15 protein-coding genes and 1 pseudogene are annotated in these 17,947 nt (G+C 45.1%); 8 read left to right on the forward strand and 8 right to left on the reverse strand.

The features are described from left to right. Window positions 1–57 precede the first annotated feature (57 nt). Window positions 58–507, reverse strand: a complete 450-nt coding sequence (locus tag AC51G0_RS08440; RefSeq protein ID WP_496301604.1) for a DUF3319 domain-containing protein — start codon at window positions 505–507, stop codon at window positions 58–60. Between the two features lie 260 nt (window positions 508–767). Here AC51G0_RS08440 and AC51G0_RS08445 point away from each other — a divergent pair, with 260 nt between their 5' ends. Next, on the forward strand, window positions 768–1,250 hold the full coding sequence (locus tag AC51G0_RS08445) for a hypothetical protein (protein WP_496301606.1): 483 nt from the start codon (window positions 768–770) through the stop codon (window positions 1,248–1,250). Between the two features lie 86 nt (window positions 1,251–1,336). Here the strand turns inward: AC51G0_RS08445 and AC51G0_RS08450 are convergent, their stop codons facing one another. Continuing rightward, complete coding sequence (locus AC51G0_RS08450) at window positions 1,337–2,362, reverse strand: zinc-binding alcohol dehydrogenase family protein (RefSeq protein ID WP_496301607.1); 1,026 nt, start codon at window positions 2,360–2,362, stop codon at window positions 1,337–1,339. Between the two features lie 160 nt (window positions 2,363–2,522). On the opposite strand from AC51G0_RS08450, the pseudogene AC51G0_RS08455 reads away from it, so the two are divergent. Beyond that, a pseudogene (locus AC51G0_RS08455) lies at window positions 2,523–3,437 on the forward strand (LysR family transcriptional regulator). A gap of 95 nt (window positions 3,438–3,532) precedes the next feature. On the opposite strand, the gene AC51G0_RS08460 reads toward AC51G0_RS08455, so the two are convergent. From AC51G0_RS08460 to AC51G0_RS08485, 6 genes are all read right to left on the reverse strand, one after another. Then, complete coding sequence (locus AC51G0_RS08460) at window positions 3,533–4,972, reverse strand: glyceraldehyde-3-phosphate dehydrogenase (protein WP_496301608.1); 1,440 nt, start codon at window positions 4,970–4,972, stop codon at window positions 3,533–3,535. Window positions 4,973–5,382: 410 nt separating this feature from the next. Then, window positions 5,383–6,384 carry a patatin-like phospholipase family protein gene (locus AC51G0_RS08465; RefSeq protein ID WP_496301609.1) on the reverse strand — a complete coding sequence of 334 codons (1,002 nt, stop codon included), beginning with the start codon at window positions 6,382–6,384 and terminating at the stop codon, window positions 5,383–5,385. 297 nt (window positions 6,385–6,681) lie between these two features. Then, window positions 6,682–7,782, reverse strand: coding sequence for an anhydro-N-acetylmuramic acid kinase (locus AC51G0_RS08470; protein ID WP_496301610.1), 1,101 nt, complete (start codon window positions 7,780–7,782; stop codon window positions 6,682–6,684). A gap of 169 nt (window positions 7,783–7,951) precedes the next feature. Continuing rightward, entirely contained in the window at window positions 7,952–9,802 is a 1,851-nt protein-coding gene (gene malZ / locus AC51G0_RS08475; protein WP_496301905.1) for a maltodextrin glucosidase, read from the reverse strand. A gap of 128 nt (window positions 9,803–9,930) precedes the next feature. Beyond that, the gene (locus AC51G0_RS08480) at window positions 9,931–10,374 is read right to left on the reverse strand and encodes a DUF4174 domain-containing protein (RefSeq protein WP_496301611.1); all 444 of its coding nucleotides are present in this window, start codon (window positions 10,372–10,374) and stop codon (window positions 9,931–9,933) included. A 200-nt stretch (window positions 10,375–10,574) separates the two neighbouring features. Continuing rightward, the gene (locus tag AC51G0_RS08485; RefSeq protein ID WP_496301612.1) at window positions 10,575–11,498 is read right to left on the reverse strand and encodes a LysR family transcriptional regulator; all 924 of its coding nucleotides are present in this window, start codon (window positions 11,496–11,498) and stop codon (window positions 10,575–10,577) included. A gap of 189 nt (window positions 11,499–11,687) precedes the next feature. On the opposite strand from AC51G0_RS08485, the gene AC51G0_RS08490 reads away from it, so the two are divergent. From AC51G0_RS08490 to AC51G0_RS08515, 6 genes are all read left to right on the forward strand, one after another. Continuing rightward, window positions 11,688–12,881 (forward strand): glycine C-acetyltransferase, encoded by a 1,194-nt coding sequence (locus AC51G0_RS08490; protein WP_496301613.1) that lies wholly within the window; start codon window positions 11,688–11,690, stop codon window positions 12,879–12,881. A 123-nt stretch (window positions 12,882–13,004) separates the two neighbouring features. After that, window positions 13,005–14,036, forward strand: a complete 1,032-nt coding sequence (gene tdh, locus AC51G0_RS08495; RefSeq protein ID WP_496301614.1) for an L-threonine 3-dehydrogenase — start codon at window positions 13,005–13,007, stop codon at window positions 14,034–14,036. 175 nt (window positions 14,037–14,211) lie between these two features. After that, complete coding sequence (locus AC51G0_RS08500; protein ID WP_496301615.1) at window positions 14,212–15,807, forward strand: ABC-F family ATPase; 1,596 nt, start codon at window positions 14,212–14,214, stop codon at window positions 15,805–15,807. A 165-nt stretch (window positions 15,808–15,972) separates the two neighbouring features. Next, window positions 15,973–16,428, forward strand: a complete 456-nt coding sequence (locus AC51G0_RS08505; RefSeq protein ID WP_496301616.1) for a YaiI/YqxD family protein — start codon at window positions 15,973–15,975, stop codon at window positions 16,426–16,428. A gap of 533 nt (window positions 16,429–16,961) precedes the next feature. Next, window positions 16,962–17,420, forward strand: a complete 459-nt coding sequence (locus AC51G0_RS08510) for a DUF5675 family protein (RefSeq protein ID WP_496301617.1) — start codon at window positions 16,962–16,964, stop codon at window positions 17,418–17,420. A gap of 3 nt (window positions 17,421–17,423) precedes the next feature. Continuing rightward, window positions 17,424–17,915, forward strand: coding sequence for a hypothetical protein (locus tag AC51G0_RS08515; RefSeq protein WP_496301618.1), 492 nt, complete (start codon window positions 17,424–17,426; stop codon window positions 17,913–17,915). Window positions 17,916–17,947: the final 32 nt, after the last annotated feature.

Here is a 17,947-nt window from a genome sequence, read left to right on the forward strand (position 1 = left end):
GGAATGAGTAAAACATGAAGCTTTAGCTATTTATGGTCACCATAGTCAATGGCTAATTTATTGTTTTTGTGATTTCATAATTGCGATATTTATTTTATCTTCTATGGCTGATTTAGTCCCTTTTAATAACGTTCCTCTATGTAGCATGTACCATCCATTGCTTTTACCGTTATCGTTTATTATTTTGAATCCACGGTGGACAACAATTTCACGGCGCATCGTTGAAGATGATGAATCGAGTGCTAGTGTGTTTTTTCGTGGCAACATCATTTTTTTGTCACACCACCAGTCAATACTCTCCTTGATATAGCTTAAATCGCCAGTAATAACATTGTTATTGACTTTGGCTTTCCAGTTATCAACCCTGCCAGTTGCATTCTCAATCAGAAAATCACGATAGGACATCCTTTCTACGGTTGGCAACTGAAGATTTGAATCTGTTACTTTTGATAAATTTTGAACGTTATAGAGTCCAACTAACTGAAGTAAGGTTCTTTTTATAGACATGGTAACTCACTAACTCAAGCTTCTGAATTATAGTAACTATAACTACCCAGTTGGGAATAATTGTGGAAGGAATAAGGAGGAAATGAGGAAGTTGGCTTTATGACTATAGGAGGATGCCAATCCCCCAAAGAGCTGGGCACTCAATAGGAGTTAGGCTCGTGTGGTACCGTGTCTTATATGTAAGTGAGAATGATACATTTTTATACATGCATATGATATATATGATTGTTGTGTTAGCAGTTCGATGAGTAATGATGGGTATGAATGACTTTGATTTTTTTGTGTTAGCGCGAGCACTGCATGTGTTTGGCGTTGTCATGTGGATCGGTGGTGTTGCGTTTGTCACAACGGTATTGATCCCGTCATTGAGAAGGGTTTCGAATGTTGAAAACCGCTTGGAATTGTTTGAACAACTTGAAGGAAGGTTTAGCCTCCAGGCCAAAATAACAACAGTGATAACTGGGGTTTCTGGCTATTATATGCTGGATGTCATGAATGCCTGGGAGAGATACCTCTATCCGCAGTTTTGGTGGATGCATTTAATGACATTTGTGTGGGGGATATTCACCCTGGTTTTATTTGTACTGGAACCCTTAGTGCTTCATCGCTGGTTTCACCAACAGGCACACAAAGATAGTGAGAAAGCGTTTATCTGGCTACATCGAATGCATAAAGTTCTGCTGACTTTAAGCTTGATTGCTATTTTTGGGGCAGCTGCTGGCGCACATGGCTATCAGTTTTAGTGATGCTAGACTAATTGCGCGATCAGAAAACCCGCCAGATGACGGGCTCTGTTGTTCTATCGGTTAAATGATCGATTAAGTTAGTGTTAAAAGCCTTCAAGCACGACTTTGCCGATTGACTTGCCTGATTCAATATACGCATGGGCTTTTTTCAGGTTTTCGGCATTTATCAGGCCAAAGTGCTGGCCAAGTGTTGTCACTAGCTCGCCATCATCAATCAGCGAGGAAACCTTATTCAATAGCTGGCGCTGTTTATCCATATCGGCTGTTTTATACATCGAACGGGTAAACATCAGCTCCCAGTGAAGCGACAGCGATTTACGCTTAAGCTTCATGATATCCAACGGCTCTGTGGGATCATCGATAAGGGCCAGCTGCCCTTGAGGCGCGAGTGCTTCAATGATCTGATCGTAATGCGCCTGGGTTTGAGTCAGGCTGATCACATGGGTGACATCGCTAATACTAACTTGTGATAATTCTTCCGTTAAAGGCTTAGAATGATCAATCACATGGTCGGCACCTAGGCTTTTAACCCATTGTTGGCTTTCAGGGCGCGAGGCCGTTGCAATAATGGTTGCATTGGTAAGCTTGGCTGCAAGCTGGGTTAAGATGGAGCCTACACCGCCTGATGCACCAATAATCAACAAACGTGTGTCGGCAGATTTTTCCTTCTGTTGGCTAACCTCAAACCCCAAACGGTCAAACAGCAACTCCCAGGCGGTGATTGTTGTTAATGGCAATGCTGCTGCTTGTGTATCTGATAACGTCTTTGGTTTCTTGCCTACGATACGTTCATCAACAAGGTGGTACTCAGCGTTTGTGCCTGGGCGGGTAATATCACCGGCATACCAGACGGTATCGCCAATTTGGTAATGCTCGACGTCTTCTCCAACCGCTGCAACCTCACCGACCGCGTCCCAGCCTAGTACTTTGTATTGGCCCTGTTCAGGGGCGGCAGATGCGCGGATTTTAGTGTCAACGGGATTGACTGAAATAGCGTTGACTTTTACCAGGATATCTCTGCCTTTAGCGGTTGGTTTTGACAGTTCGATATCAAGTAGTGCGTCTTGCTGGTCAATGCTTTTAGGTTCAAGGTATCCAATGGCTTTCATTTTCATTCTCTCTATCAATGAGTAATGACTTGTCACATATGTGCAGTGGTCAGAGTTGGTACTGATTTGTTGTTGAGCTGATAATAGAAGAGAAACATATAACAAAAAATGGGGTAATAGTTTAAACTTTTTCAAAAATATTTTGATAATAATGATTGCCATGAATACGTCTGATTTAGAGCTTTTTATAAGAACGGCCGACTGCGGCAGTATCACAGCCGCTGCCGGGCAGTTAGATACCAGTCCGGCAGCGGCAAGTGCAGCGATCAAACGCCTTGAGAGACAGTTAGGTGCCGAGCTCTTTATTCGTTCGACTCGTCAACTGCGTATTACAGCCGAAGGCGAACGCTTTTTGCTCCACTGTCGTCAGGCTCTCGACTCCCTTGAATACGCCAAAGCATCGATTGCTGAAATGCAAGGAGATATCGCGGGAGAGATCCGCTTGTCGGTATCTTCTGATCTTGGTCGTAACCTGATTCTGCCCTGGCTAGATGAGGTGATGGATGACAATCCAGAACTTAGCTTTCAGCTAAGTATCGGTGACTCGTTGGCAGATTTTTATATGGAACGGGTCGATGTTGCCTTGCGTTATGGGCAACCAGAAGATTCGTCAATGGTGGCATTTCAGCTGGCCACGGTGGAGCGTGTTGTCTGTGCATCACCGGACTATATCAAGAAATATGGCGCGCCGCAGACGCCAGAAGAACTGTTGCAACACAATTGCTTGCTATATCGACTCGGTGATCAAATATTTGATCAGTGGGAGTTTTGCAAAGAGTCAGCTGAAGCTGCTCTACCAGCCAGGTAAAAAATCAAAGTTAGCAGTAACCGTGCGTGCAATGATGGCGATATAGTCAGGCGCTGGGCGGTGGCAGGAAAAGGGATTGCGCTCAAGTCTCGCTTGGATATGTGTGCTGATCTTAAAGCGGGCAGGGTGATAAAGCTGATGCCTGGCTATGGTGTAAAGCCAACGAGTTTATGGTTAATTTGTCCCAGCCGGAAGCAGGTGACACCCGCTGTAATATTGTTGCGCGATTTACTACGTGAAAAATGTAAGGCTTTGCTTGAGGAGTGATTGCAATACCTCAACAATAGAATGAAAAATGCCGCCTAGTGGAGCGTAGGCGGCAAATAGCAAGAGGGGATCTTATAGTTATTTTTTAGCTAGGATTACTTTGTTTCAGGGTATGTTTTATAACGAACACCCATCATTTGTTCCATACAGTGTACGACCTGGCAGCTGTAGCCGAACTCATTGTCATACCAGATGTAGAGTACGCAGCGCTTATCCTGAGCGATAGTTGCCGCACCATCTACAACACCAGCATGGCGGGAGCCTACGATGTCAGTTGATACGATTTCAGTTGATTGGGTGTAATCAATCTGGCCAGAAAGTGGCGAGTTCAGAGCCATTTCGCGCAGGTATAGATTCAGCTCTTCGGCATCGACATCTGAGTTCAGGTTCAAGTTCGCGATAGCCATTGAGACGTTTGGAGTTGGAACGCGAATCGCGTTACCGGTAAGTTTACCAGCAAGCTCTGGCAGTGCTTTTGCTACGGCTTTGGCTGCACCTGTTGAGGTGAGTACCATATTCAGTGCGGCAGAGCGGCCACGGCGTTCACCGCTGTGGAAGTTATCGATTAGGTTCTGGTCATTGGTGAATGAGTGAACGGTTTCGATATGGCCTGATAGAACACCGTACTTGTCATTAACAGCTTTCAGAACAGGTGTAATGGCGTTAGTCGTACAGCTTGCAGCAGAGATGATCTGATCTTCATCCTGGATGTCTGATTCGTTAACACCGAATACCACGTTTTTAAGGTCGCCTTTGCCCGGTGCAGTCAACAGTACTTTTTGGGCACCAGCACACTCCAGGTGTTTGCCTAGGCCTTCTGCATCGCGCCACATGCCTGTATTGTCAACAACTAGTGCGTTGTCGATGCCGTAAGCTGTGTAGTCAACTTCAGCAGGGCTGTTTGCGTAAATGACCTGAATATAGTTACCGTTAACGATGATCGCTTTGCGTTCTTCATCTACAGTGATACTGCCATTGAACTGGCCGTGGACAGAGTCACGACGTAGCAGGCTTGCACGTTTTTCAAGATCGCCGCCTTTACCACCACGAACAACAATCGCTCGTAGTCGTAACGGGTAGCCTTGTCCGCTCTTGTCAATAAGCAGTCGGGCCAATAGACGACCAATCCGGCCAAAGCCATAAAGAACGACATCGCGTGGTTCAACAGACTGAGTACTGCTTAGTGACTCAGCTAGTGCTGTTTGCAAAAAGTCTGTCAGGTTGCTTGCGTCTTCTTGATCCTTCCAGTATTCGTATGCCAGCTGGCCAACATCAATGCGACATGGTGACAGGTCGAGCTCTGTCAGAGCCTGAATAAGCGGGAGAGTTTGCGTTGGAGAAAGCTCATTGCCGGTATAGCGGCGCGCAACACGGTGTGCTTTGATAATGTCGATAACAGAGGCATTGACAATTTGGCGACCGAAAAGAAGGACTTCAACGCCTTTCTGACGGTATAACTGGCCAAGAAGTGGTGAGATGGATTCTGCATTTGTTTGGCTTGTTTGCCAGTCTAGAAGATATTTTTCCGGACTCATCTTTACTTAGGACCTTTCACGTTAGGGAAGAGAAACAGGAATATATCCTGTGAACTATTGTCGTTGTTATGGGGCGAGAGTGTAACGTTTGCGTCGTTTTTATCCTAGTAAAATTAATGACTTGTAAGTGTGATCTTCATCAGGTTGAATTGGTGATCTTTGTCATATTTTCAGTGAAATATCCTGTTTGATCCCCTTGTGTAGGCAATACTTATTTTTTAACGATTTGTTCACCTTTGGTGTTTAATTCAAACATTTAGTCATCTTTGGATACCTGATATCAGGCGTTCGAGCTATATACTTAGAAAAGAGGCGGAGTTAGTTAATTTATTAGCTTGAAGCGGGGGCTGGGCGTAAGCAGATTTCTCGAAAAGGGATATAAATGCTCACGCCCGGTGAAAAAACAGTAATTACAGCGCTAATTGCTGTTTTGCATCTTTATATCCTTGCTCGATGCGGCGTGAGATCGATTTCTGGGTAAAATCGGCACCGCCTGTAAGTAGTTCAGGCTCTGTGTGTCGTATTACCGTCAGTCGATGAATTTTCTTGTAGCTCATTAGTTTTTGATAGGCGTCGTTCTGGCGTATTTGGCTGCCTTCAGGAAGCTCTTTATCTATAGCATGCATGAGGTCGATATAATCATTGAGTGTACTGTACTGATTGGCGTCGTAGCGTATTTTTGATTCGAAAGACAACTGACTCATCCGATTGTAGACATCCCCCATGGTCGTGGGTATTTCTCCCTGTTGGGGAAAGAGCTCAATCATAATGATTTCCCGCTCTGAGTCTTCGTCTCCGAGCATTTCCAGGGCATTAAAGGCGGGTGCAAGTGGCGTATTGGAATATACCCCTCCATCCCAGTAGTGTTGATTGTCAATTTGGGTCATTGGAAAAGATGGTGGGAGGCTGCCGCTTGCTACGATATGGTCAGAAGTCAATTCGACTTCTTTGTTGCTGAATGATTCTATCATCCCAGTAGCAATATTTGTTGCAGTTACAATAACTTGAGGCGTTGTTTGAGCATTGAGCTGGTCAAGGTCAACAAGAGTTTGCAGCGTATCGTAAAGCGGGGCAGTATCACAAAGGCTGGTGACAGATTGTGGCGAGAAAAACAGATTCTGGTTGAGTTTATACATCCCTGAGTTATTAGGTAATGACATCATCAGCTGAAGTTGATCAGGCACGAAAGGGAGATCTGGCACAGTTAATCTATCCCATAGTTGTCCCAGGCCTCTTACTGGCCCATCTTTGGCGCCAGCAAGTACAGCTGCTGAAATAGCCCCGATTGAAACGCCTGCAATAATATCGGGGGCAAATCCTTCTTGTTCATAGAGTGCTTTGACAACACCATATTCATAGGCTCCCAGTGCGCCACCACCTTGTAAAACTAGAGCTGTGTATTTCTTTTTCATTCTGTCTTTCCTTAAATGGACTTAAATTATTAATGCAAATGGGTGCATATTTAGAAAGAAAAGCACAGGAGATGGGATAAACAAAAAAGGATCAAAGCCATACGCATTGTTTGCGTAGCAAATTTGGGTTCAATGGGATGTTAATTTAATCAGTTACTGACTAATGTGGATAGGATCGCTCCCGGAGGTGAAAACCTGATCATGATGGAATCGGCATATTTGATCTGGCTGGTAGCACCACTTCGTAAAAACGAGAAAAGCAGACCAGCCAGCATTAACAGTGTGGGTTGGATATTGTCACGCGGGATAAATAGCACCGAGGCTGGTAAGCTGCTTTGCGCCTGTCACTTCGGGTAGGTTACCGGGTAACTGGTGAATGGTACGATAAGCCAGCCAGGCGAATGCCATTGCTTCCATATTATCGATATCGATTCCACGGTCAGCGGTGGTTATCACCTTCCAGCTCGGTAGTAGCTCAGTTAATCGGCCCATAATGAGCGGGTTATGCGCTCCTCCGCCACATACTAATAACTCTCCGGCGTCTTCCTTTTTGACATCATTGGCAATGGTAACGGCGGTAAATTCAACCAGCGTGCGCTGGACATCTTCAGGGCAAAGGTTGAATGTGTTTAAGTGACTCTCAAGCCAAGGAAGATTGAACAGCTCGCGGCCTGTGCTTTTCGGAGGTGGAAGGGTGAAGTACGGATCACTCATCAGTGACGAAAGTAGCCCCAAGTCGACACGGCCTGACTGTGCCCAAGCACCTTCGTTATCGTAGCGCTGTCCTTTATGTTTGTTAATCCAGGCATCCATCAGCATATTACCGGGGCCAGTATCATAGCCTGTGACGGGTTTTCCCGGGCTCAGTACGGTGATATTGGCAATGCCGCCGATATTTAACACAACCCCGGTGAGATCCGGTTGGCTAAATAGCTGTTGATGAAAGGCGGGTACGAGGGGGGCGCCTTGTCCACCATAAGCCATATCTTTGCGGCGAAAATCGGCGACGGTGGTAATGCCTGTTTTGGCCGAAATGATATTGGCATCACCGAGCTGCATGGTGAAAGCATATTCGGTATCCGGTGAGTGAAATACGGTTTGTCCGTGGCTTCCGATTGCTGTGACAGAGGAAGGATCTACGTTTGCTTTGTTCAGCAATGCAGTAACGGCATCGGCAAAGAGGTGGCCTAGGCGGTGATCCAGCTCGCCAATAGCCTGTAGGTTGGTGGGCTGGCCCAAGCAAATATCAAGCAAGGACTGTTTAAGGTTTTCACCCATCGGGAAGGCATGCTCACAGAGCAATTGTATATTGCCGTCTTCAATGTCGACCAAAACAGTATCGACACCATCCATGCTGGTGCCAGACATTATTCCGATATAGCGTTCAGAACCCATCATTGCCTCGGTTATGTGCAAGAAACTGACCAAAGAGTTCTATATTTACATGGAAGTAAGAAACTCAGCAAACCTTATTCACAATAGGCCAGCAAGTGGTGTTTTTTACACCTGAATACGCGAGGAGGACAAGGTTCCGGCCAACTTTTGGCTGGCCGGAGTGAGCGGGCAATCAAGCCGTTGTTAGTAGCAAGCCTTCTTTACCGGCTAAGGTGATCGATAGCATTCCTTTCTTCGTTTGCCATTCATCACCCGTTAGCTGATCGTTTAATAGTGCCTCCTCGAGCCCCAGCTTCCAAACTGGTACTTCAATGGTTTTGGCACTCGAACTGTTATTGAGCAGGCAGAGCGTGACTTCATCGCCCAGCGTGCGGGCAAAGGCGAGCTGTTTATGCTCGGCAACCAACCATTGTATGCTTCCTGCCTGTAGTGACTCTGTACCTTTACGAATAGCGGTAAGTTGTTTTACGTACTCGAACATAGCATGAGGCTTTTCAGTACGTTCCCACGGGAAGCAACGACGGTTGTCCGGATCTTGGCCGCCTTCCAGCGCTACTTCTGTACCGTAGTAGAGACAGGGGGTGCCGACATAAGCGAAGAGCATCAGCAGGGCAAGCTGCATGGTTTCGTGGTCATTGTCCAGCATCGTCAAGAAACGCATCGTGTCATGGCTGTCGAGTTGGTTCAGTTGTGATAGTTGATTTAGCCACGGAATTTTACTGCGAGCCTCGTTGAGCCAATCCACCAGTTCTTCGGCTTCAATTTGACAACAGTGATAGGCAATATCTTTCTGAGCAAAGAAGGCACGTAACGGATGGGCAAAACCGTAATAGTTCATTGCACCATCTTCCTGATCGCCCTGTAGCCATTGGCTTGCTTCGAAAAAGTGTTCACCAAGCACGTAACAATCTGGGTTTATAGACTTGGCAGACTCGCGGAATGCCCGAACATAGTGGGCATTGTTGGTAGCCCCTGCACCTTCACCCAGCATATGGATGACATCAAAACGCCATGCATCAATATTGTAAGGAGGGCGTAGCCACTGCTTAATGACGGCATCCTCTCCTGAATAGATGTAGCTTCGTACCTCAGGGTTTGAGAAGTTCAGTTTTGGCAGGGTCGCAATACCGTTCCAGCCAATGTAATCATTGCTGTCACCATCGAATTGATAGTAGTGGCGATACTTCGATTCTGGATGGCTATAGGCGCCAGCTTCACCTTGGTTGCGCTGATACATATCGAACCAAGGGTGATTGACGGAGGTGTGGTTGTAAACAGCGTCCAGCATGATCCTCATATCGCGCTGATGAAGATCCGCTACCATCTCAGCGAACTGTGCATTGGTGCCTAAATGCGGGTCAATATTTTGATAGTCCGTTGTGTCATATTTGTGGTTGCTTGGTGCGGTAAAGATTGGGTTCAGGTATAAGGCCGTAATACCTAGTTCCTGAAGGTAATCGAACTTGCTATGGATCCCTGTAAGATCCCCGCCGAAGAATTCAGCCGGACCGTCAGCACCGTGGCTAGAAACAGGTTCACCCCATGCCTTGGCGATGGTTGGGCGCTCATCACCTTTGAGGCAGTATTCATCACTTTGAACACTGATGGATGGATCACCGTTTGCGAAACGGTCAGGGAAGATCTGGTAAAATACCTGCTCTTTCACCCAGGCTGGTGGCTGATCTTGTTTATTGTATTTGAAGTGTGACTCTTTACCGGGCACTCGGGGGGAAATGCCATTGCCGTGCAACCACCACTGGCGGCTGTTTTGCATGATCTTAAAACAGTAATGGGTCAGTGGTGTATCGTTATTCAGTGGTATTTCGCCATGCCAGTACTGCAGGCGACCATGTGTATTTCCGCGTTCCATATCAACGAGCATTTCTTCGTTGTCCGGCTCACAACGAATGAAGATAGCTGAAATGAGTATGTCTGATTCACTGACCAGGGTCAGTGTCATGCTGTGCTGGTTTGGGCTAACCCAAAAGGCATCTTGTCCGTGATATAAATAGGGCGTCTTCATCATTGTTATTCACAGCCAGTTGGAAGATCATGAGTTACAAGATACTGTCTTGAGCAAAAAATTGAATCCCCCTTGTTCAGAAATAACCCGGCGTAGAAGAAGAGGCGTAGAAGATGTGCCGCATTGTGCTAGATAGAGCAACGGCTGGGGCGGAATGCCATTTCTTGTTGGCGTAGTGGCATTTTATCGATGAACTCAGTGAGGTAGCTCCAATTGGTCACTTCCCCCCAACGGTATTTTTCCAGGCCGTCTTTTCCGATCAGAATAGCCGTATGGGTACCTTGGGAAATATTATATTTCTTCTCCAGAAAACGTATATCTTCTGGGCTAAATACATCTGCTGGTTGGTTAAAACCATCATGGGTAATGATCACGGTTTTGATGTCCCTCTCCTCGAGCAGGCAGTCATTCATCAGCGTTTGCTTGATGAACTCTTGCACATAGTGATCTTTTTCCGGCGCAAAAAATAAAATACTTCGGTGATTCCAGTGCAGCGAGTCCATCGGGTAGGAAAGAGCGCTTCCAGAGATGAGAATAAAGGCTGAGTATAGGCAACAAATAAGAGCTTTCATTATAGCTCTCCTGATTCCGGTTATACCGATAGAGAATGGGACGTTCTAACATCAATATAAACGGCGCAGTAGATAGTTTGGATCAACTGTAGCCGTTTAGTATCAAACAAAAATCCACTAAAACCAGTATAGTCTATGGCTTGAGAAGCCAATCAGCATGATTTTGTGCTACGCCATCATAAAGAGGTAGGTGATTGAAATTAATGAACGGTGTATTGGTATAAATGTTCTGAGACATAATCAATAAAAACACGCAGTCGTGCAGGCATAAACTTCGTCTGGGCAAACTGCAGTGCGATGTCACCTTGGTAGTTGCCCTTGATTGTCCAGTCGCTAAGTACTTCTTTGACCGTACCTTCTTCTAGTGCTTTCTTGATCACAAAATCTGGGAAAATACCGATACCGAGTCCGTCGAGCACACCCCTCAGGCGCATCTGCGAATGGTTGACTGCGTAACGACCTTTAACGGGTATGGTGTGAAATTCATCCCCCTTCACGAAATCCCATATATGATCAGTCGCTGTTTCCCCAAGGTAGATGCAATCATGTTCGAGTAGATCAGTTGGCACTTTAGGCGTGCCTCGCAGGGCCAGGTAATCAGGGCTAGCACATAGGCTCAGACTCACTTTGCCTATCTGTTTCAATACCAGGCCTTCTGACGGTTTTTCTGTCAGACGAAATACAACATCAATCCCTTCAGAGACCAGGTCAATCTCGCCATCAGACGCTTTGAGCTTGAGTTCAATATCAGGGTATTGAGTAAGAAAAGGAGTGACCAGGGGCTGCAGCACAATGCTTAAAAAAGCTTTTGGAGCGGCCACGGTAAGCGTACCTGACGGAGTGGTGTGTTCAGAGCTAGTGAACTCAACGATTTGTTTGGTTGCATCGAGCATCGCACAGCATTGGTCATAGATCCCTTTGCCCGATTCGGTGATCACCAGTTTGCGGGTCGTTCTTTCAAGAAGTTTGGCCGATAGCGTATGTTCGAGGCGCGAGAGCTGTTTGCTCAGTGCCGACGGGGTAACCCCTAACTTTTTGGCTGCTGCGGTGAAGCTGCCTTCATCCACAACAATTTTAAAAACAGCCAGCTCCGGCATAAGGGCAATCAGTTTATTTGTGTCCATAGTTCAATAGTCCTTTTCCAGGTCAGGGGATAATAGTCTGAATGCGCTTGGATTAGAATGGCTGGAGTTCAAACATCCTGTTAAATGAACATTTTTTCAGGCAGATCACCTAACCTGATTATATGGATTATTGTCTGGTGGGTGCCGCCATAGCGTGCATTCACGGAAGTCATAATTGAGAGGAACATCATGTCAGCTGCATTCTACGATCAAATCAAACAGCAAATCGAACAAGTAAAAGCTGAAGGTTTATACAAATCAGAACGTGTTATCACATCAGCACAAAAAGCTGCTGTTTCTATTCAAACTGGTGAAGAAGTTCTTAACTTCTGTGCAAACAACTATCTAGGCCTTGCTAACCACCCAGATCTTATCGAAGCTGCGAAAGCGGGTATGGATCATCATGGTTTTGGTATGGCATCAGTACGCTTTATTTGTGGTACTCAGGATTCTCACAAAGAGCTGGAGCAGAAACTGTCTCACTTCCTGGGTATGGAAGACACTATTCTTTATACCTCATGCTTCGATGCTAATGCTGGCCTATTTGAAACGATTCTTGGCCCTGAAGATGCGATTATTTCTGACGCATTGAACCATGCATCAATCATTGACGGTGTTCGTCTATGTAAAGCGAAGCGTTTCCGTTACTCAAACAACAACATGCAAGAGCTGGAAGAGCAGCTAATTGCTGCCAATGAAGCAGGGGCTCGTCACAAGCTGATCGTTACTGACGGTGTTTTCTCTATGGATGGTGTGGTAGCGAATCTACCAGCTATCTGTGATCTTGCAGACAAGTACGATGCATTGGTTATGGTTGATGATTCTCACGCTGTGGGCTTCATGGGTGCAAACGGCCGCGGTACACATGAATATCATGATGTGATCGATCGTATCGATATCATCACAGGCACTCTTGGCAAGGCGATGGGCGGAGCATCAGGCGGCTATACTTCTGGTAAGAAAGAAGTGATTGACTGGCTGCGTCAGCGTTCTCGTCCGTACTTGTTCTCTAACTCAGTAGCGCCAGCGATTGTTTCAGCATCAATTCGTGTTCTTGACTTGCTTGAAGAGAGCGGTTCGCTACGTGACCAACTGTGGGACAACGCGGCTCACTTCCGTGCGCGTATGACAGAAGCTGGTTTCACCATGGCGGGTGCCGATCATGCCATCATCCCAATTATGCTGGGTGATGCAAAAGTGGCTGCAGAATTTGCAGAGCGTTCGCTGGCTAAAGGTATTTATGTAGTCGGCTTCTCGTTCCCTGTTGTTCCAAAAGGCCAGGCGCGAATTCGTACTCAGATGTCTGCTGCTCACACTCGTGAACAACTTGATAAAGCTATCGATGCATTCATCGAAGTGGGCAAAGAGATGGGCATCATCTAATTGCTTCATATCGTGAAAGCGAGCTAATGCAAAAACAGGGGCGGGGAGAATGTACTCCAATAAAAACAGTAGTAACTCGTCCCTGATATTTTCCCTGCAATACTATTTGTTGAGATAAAGGTCATGAAAATTAAAGCTCTTTCTAAACTAAAGCCTGAAGAAGGCATTTGGATGACAGAAGTGGAAAAGCCAGAGATGGGTCATAATGATCTGCTTATCCGCATTAAGAAAACAGCAATTTGTGGTACTGACGTTCATATCTACAATTGGGATGAATGGTCTCAGAAGACCATTCCTGTTCCTATGGTTGTTGGCCATGAATACGTAGGTGAAGTGGTTGGAATCGGCCAGGAAGTGCGTGGCTTTGAAATTGGCGACCGTGTTTCAGGCGAAGGTCACATTACTTGTGGTCACTGCCGCAACTGTCGTGGTGGGCGTACTCACCTATGCCGTAACACAACCGGTGTCGGCGTAAACCGTGAAGGTGCGTTTGCAGAGTTCCTTGTGATTCCAGCATTCAATGCATTTAAGATCCCTGATGAAATTTCAGATGATCTTGCTTCAATTTTCGACCCGTTTGGTAATGCGGTTCATACAGCCCTATCTTTTGACCTGGTTGGCGAAGACGTGCTGATCACTGGTGCTGGCCCGATTGGTATCATGGCTGCAGCGGTGGCAAAACATGTTGGTGCACGTCACGTTGTGATCACTGATGTGAACGAATACCGCCTGGATCTTGCTCGCGAAATGGGTGTTACCCGTGCGGTGAATGTTGCCAAAGAGAAGCTGGAAGATGTGACTGCCGAGCTTGGTATGACGGAAGGCTTTGATGTTGGTCTGGAAATGTCTGGTAACCCATCGGCATTCAACAGCATGCTAACGAGCATGAACCACGGTGGTAAAATCGCACTGCTGGGTATTCCGCCATCAGATATGGGTATCGATTGGAACCAGGTCATTTTCAAAGGCCTGATCATCAAAGGTATCTATGGCCGCGAGATGTTCGAGACATGGTACAAGATGGCGAGCTTGATCCAGTCTGGCCTAGATCTGACACCTATCATCACTCACCACTACAAGATTGATGATTTCCAGCAAGGCTTCGATATCATGCGCTCTGGTATGTCGGGCAAAGTGATTCTTGATTGGGAATAATCGACAAAATCCCTAGTAAAAAAGCGCTGTTTATCAGCGTTTTTTTTATATCTCATGACAAGGGTGATGTATGTCACGAAACCTGATATACTCCGCCGCAATTAAAATAAAAAAGCTGACGGATAACGTCGGCTTTTTTAATGCTTGATACATAAACTATTTATGGAACAGTACATTGATTTCTACAGCTAACATTACGATGCAGTTTGGCGATAAGCCATTGTTTGAAAATATTTCAGTTAAATTCGGCGGTGGTAACCGTTACGGCCTAATCGGTGCGAATGGCTGTGGTAAGTCAACCTTCATGAAAATCTTGGGCGGCGAATTAGAGCAGTCTGCCGGTACTGTTTCATTGGATCCAAACGAGCGCATGGCCAAATTGGGCCAGGATCAGTTTGCTTTCGAAGAGTTCTCTGTTGTTGATACCGTTATTATGGGTCACAAAGAGCTTTGGAAAGTAAAAGAAGAGCGTGACCGTATCTATGCTTTACCTGAAATGTCAGATGAAGATGGTATGCGCGTTGGCGATTTAGAAACTGAATTTGCAGAAATGGACGGTTACTCAGCGGAAGCGCGTGCCGGTGAATTACTGCTTGGCCTTGGTATTCCAGAAGAGCAGCATTTCGGCCTAATGAGTGAAGTTGCTCCAGGTCTTAAAGTACGTGTGCTTCTTGCACAGGTTCTGTTTGCTGAACCAGACGTAATGCTACTTGATGAACCGACGAACAACTTGGACATCCACACAATTAGCTGGTTGGAAGAGATTTTGTTGGCACGTAACTGCACAATGATCATCATCTCGCACGACCGTCACTTCCTGAACAGTGTTTGTACTCACATGGCTGATCTGGACTACGGTGAACTTCGCCTATTCGCTGGTAACTATGATGAATACATGATCGCGGCAGAACAAGCGCGTGAGCGTCTGCATGCCGATAATGCGAAGAAGAAGGCACAGATGGCTGAACTGCAAACGTTCGTAAGCCGTTTCTCTGCTAACGCATCGAAAGCAAAACAAGCGACTTCTCGTCAGAAGCAGCTTGATAAGATCCAACTTGATGAAGTGAAAGCATCAAGCCGTCAGAGCCCGTTCATTCGATTTGACCAGGAAAAACCACTTTTCCGTAATGCTCTAGAAGTGGAAGGCCTGAAGCAAGGCTACGGTGAAAACATTCTAATCAACGGCGTTAAGCTAATGGTTGAAGTGGGCGAGCGTATTGCAATCATCGGTCAGAATGGTATCGGTAAATCAACGTTCCTAAATACCCTTGCTGGTGCAATGGAACCAATGGAAGGTATGGTTAAGTGGTCTGAAAACCACAACATCGGTTTCTATGCGCAGGACCACAGTGCAGACTTCGCTGAAGACATGACACTACTTGATTGGATGGGCCAGTGGAAAAACGAAGGTGACGACGAGCAGGTAGTTCGCGGTATCCTTGGTCGTATGCTGTTCTCACAAAACGACATCAAGAAATCGGTAAAAGTCATTTCTGGTGGTGAACAAGGTCGTATGTTGTTTGGTAAGCTAATTATGCAAAAACCAAACATCCTTCTGATGGATGAGCCAACCAACCACATGGATATGGAATCTATCGAAGCGTTGAACCTTGCGCTTGAGAACTTCAAAGGTACACTAATGTTTGTATCTCATGACCGTCAGTTCGTATCTTCGATTGCGACTCGCATCCTTGAAATTACCAAAGACGGTGTTGAAGATTTCCACGGTACTTACGACGAGTACCTACGTAAGCAAGGTCTAACAGGCTAATCGACGTCTCTTTAAGATGTTGCGAAAGCCGTCATGTCATCATGGCGGCTTTTTTGTATGCTATCTATGATGAGTCGATGAGTGCACTGTATGTAAACTAGCAATTCGTGAATTCATCGAGCGCTGATATTCAGTAATAAAGAATAAACACTAGAAGGGATAAAAATGCAGATTTGGGTTGATGCTGATGCGTGTCCGAATGTGATTAAAGAGATTTTATTTCGAGTCGCAAACCGGGTAGGGGTAGCTGTTACCTTAGTAGCAAACCACTATGTTCGTGTACCGCCTTCACCGCATATTAAATCGATTCAAGTGGAATCAGGATTTGATGTTGCCGATGACTATATAGTTCAACAGGCTGAAGTCGGTGATTTGGTGATCACAGCTGATATCCCGCTTGCTGATGAGCTGATCACCAAAGGTGCGCATGCTTTGAATCCACGTGGTGAGATGTACACTAAAGATACGATCAAGCAGCGTTTGCAAATGCGTGATTTTATGGAAACCATGAGAAGTAGCGGTATTCAAACGGGCGGCCCTGCTGCGTTGAACCAAGCTGACCGTCAAAACTTCGCCAATAAGTTGGATGCGTTTATGGCTAAAAACCATAAAAAACAATAATTTGTAATGGTTGGGGTAGCAAGCGTTGTTACCCTGGTTTCTTGCTCAGTGTCTACCTTGTGTTAGTTATAATTCAAACATAGCATAAATCACTTACATGAGTTTGCTAACGTTATTGCTAATATAACCTCCAAATTAGCTTTTCCCGATAAGGGTTGAAGTATTCCTTACGTTCTTTTCCAAAAGTATTTCTTCTTCATATTTCCTCGTTTTATATATGTCCCTTGTTTGATATCTGTATGGTGTTTTATACCATACTGACAACAGTTTTGTGCATTGTTGGTTGTGTGATATCCCGAACGCAAGTCGTAGATTTGATTCGTGTAACTCAGATAAATGCGAGATATAGCGAGCTGAGTTCGTAGATAAAATGTTAGCTTTCTAGCCTACGTACACAGCTCATGTAAAAGATAGAAAAGTCATATACATCAACGTATTGAGTTGGATCCGTAAAATCTACTTTGAGAATGTTTTTGATGGCCCATTTGGATAACATGCAGTGTTAAACAAGATTAAATATTGAGGTTAGAAAAATGGTGGTTATCAAAAACAAAGTAACAATAAACGTGAAACGCATTAAGCAGTTTGGCGAAACTACACTGGGTAAATTAACCATAGAAGGTGTAAACAAAAGTTGGTTCGTATTGGAGCCCGGAGGACCTGATTCAATAGTTGAAAATTCGGACAAGCGAATAACTGTAGGAAAATATAAGGTAGAACCTTTTCATGGGGCAAAATACAAAGATGTCTATGAGTTAAAAGATGTTCCGGGCAGGAAGTATATACTCATTTACGCTGGTAATTATCATAAGAATACAGAGGGATGCTTAATGCCTGGAAAAACATGGGGTGTTCTGAAAGATCAACATTATTATGTTGGTAATAGCAAGGCTGCGCTGAAAGAGATCTTTTCTGAGCTTTCTAAGTATCAAAATGTTGAAATAAAAATCACCAATCACCAATCACCAATCACCAATCAGCTAGAGAGTTAATGTATGTTTAGGAGGATAGCATTATTTGCAATTTTATTATCGGCACTTCCTGCTTTTAGTGCATCATTGAGAGACACATTAAACCTAGAATGGATGCAAAAAAGTTACTCATCAATTGAAACGGTTTTGAATAAAGGTGATCAAATATCTGTTATCCCTGTGGTAAACACATTGATTGAGATATGGGTCAATCGGGATGGAGGAGTTTCTGGTGAAGTATCGCCGCTAATTGTTACTGCTTTGATAAATAATACTGAGCCTACTCTGATTATCTTATCTGAGTATCCAGATTCTTTTGTGGACTGGTTAGATGAATTGGATGGAATTGTTTTTACTGATTTTACCGGCTCAGAATCAGAACATCTTGAGCAAGTAAAAGCTAAACTCATTGAGTCGCTGAGAAAGTACTCAAAAGATGGAAAGCCAGAGTTACTACCACTTACACAGCGGCTTATTGAACGGTTAGAGAGTATATCAATTCAGACTGTCGATTAGTCACTCTTCAAAAGCTAACAGAGGCCATCAAG

It is taken from the genome of Photobacterium sp. HL06, assembly GCF_059552575.1.

What these genes read in the sequence shown, in the direction of transcription:
- AC51G0_RS08485 (WP_496301612.1), bottom strand. Translation starts at nt 11,498, where the DNA reads ATGGACACAAATAAACTGATTGCCCTTATGCCGGAGCTGGCTGTTTTT.
- AC51G0_RS08470 (WP_496301610.1), bottom strand. Translation starts at nt 7,782, where the DNA reads ATGATGGGTTCTGAACGCTATATCGGAATAATGTCTGGCACCAGCATG.
- AC51G0_RS08460 (WP_496301608.1), bottom strand. Translation starts at nt 4,972, where the DNA reads ATGAGTCCGGAAAAATATCTTCTAGACTGGCAAACAAGCCAAACAAAT.
- AC51G0_RS08480 (WP_496301611.1), bottom strand. Translation starts at nt 10,374, where the DNA reads ATGAAAGCTCTTATTTGTTGCCTATACTCAGCCTTTATTCTCATCTCT.
- AC51G0_RS08440 (WP_496301604.1), bottom strand. Translation starts at nt 507, where the DNA reads ATGTCTATAAAAAGAACCTTACTTCAGTTAGTTGGACTCTATAACGTT.
- malZ (WP_496301905.1), bottom strand. Translation starts at nt 9,802, where the DNA reads ATGAAGACGCCCTATTTATATCACGGACAAGATGCCTTTTGGGTTAGC.
- AC51G0_RS08450 (WP_496301607.1), bottom strand. Translation starts at nt 2,362, where the DNA reads ATGAAAGCCATTGGATACCTTGAACCTAAAAGCATTGACCAGCAAGAC.
- AC51G0_RS08445 (WP_496301606.1), top strand. Translation starts at nt 768, where the DNA reads ATGAATGACTTTGATTTTTTTGTGTTAGCGCGAGCACTGCATGTGTTT.
- AC51G0_RS08490 (WP_496301613.1), top strand. Translation starts at nt 11,688, where the DNA reads ATGTCAGCTGCATTCTACGATCAAATCAAACAGCAAATCGAACAAGTA.
- tdh (WP_496301614.1), top strand. Translation starts at nt 13,005, where the DNA reads ATGAAAATTAAAGCTCTTTCTAAACTAAAGCCTGAAGAAGGCATTTGG.
- AC51G0_RS08510 (WP_496301617.1), top strand. Translation starts at nt 16,962, where the DNA reads ATGGTGGTTATCAAAAACAAAGTAACAATAAACGTGAAACGCATTAAG.
- AC51G0_RS08515 (WP_496301618.1), top strand. Translation starts at nt 17,424, where the DNA reads ATGTTTAGGAGGATAGCATTATTTGCAATTTTATTATCGGCACTTCCT.
- AC51G0_RS08465 (WP_496301609.1), bottom strand. Translation starts at nt 6,384, where the DNA reads ATGAAAAAGAAATACACAGCTCTAGTTTTACAAGGTGGTGGCGCACTG.
- AC51G0_RS08505 (WP_496301616.1), top strand. Translation starts at nt 15,973, where the DNA reads ATGCAGATTTGGGTTGATGCTGATGCGTGTCCGAATGTGATTAAAGAG.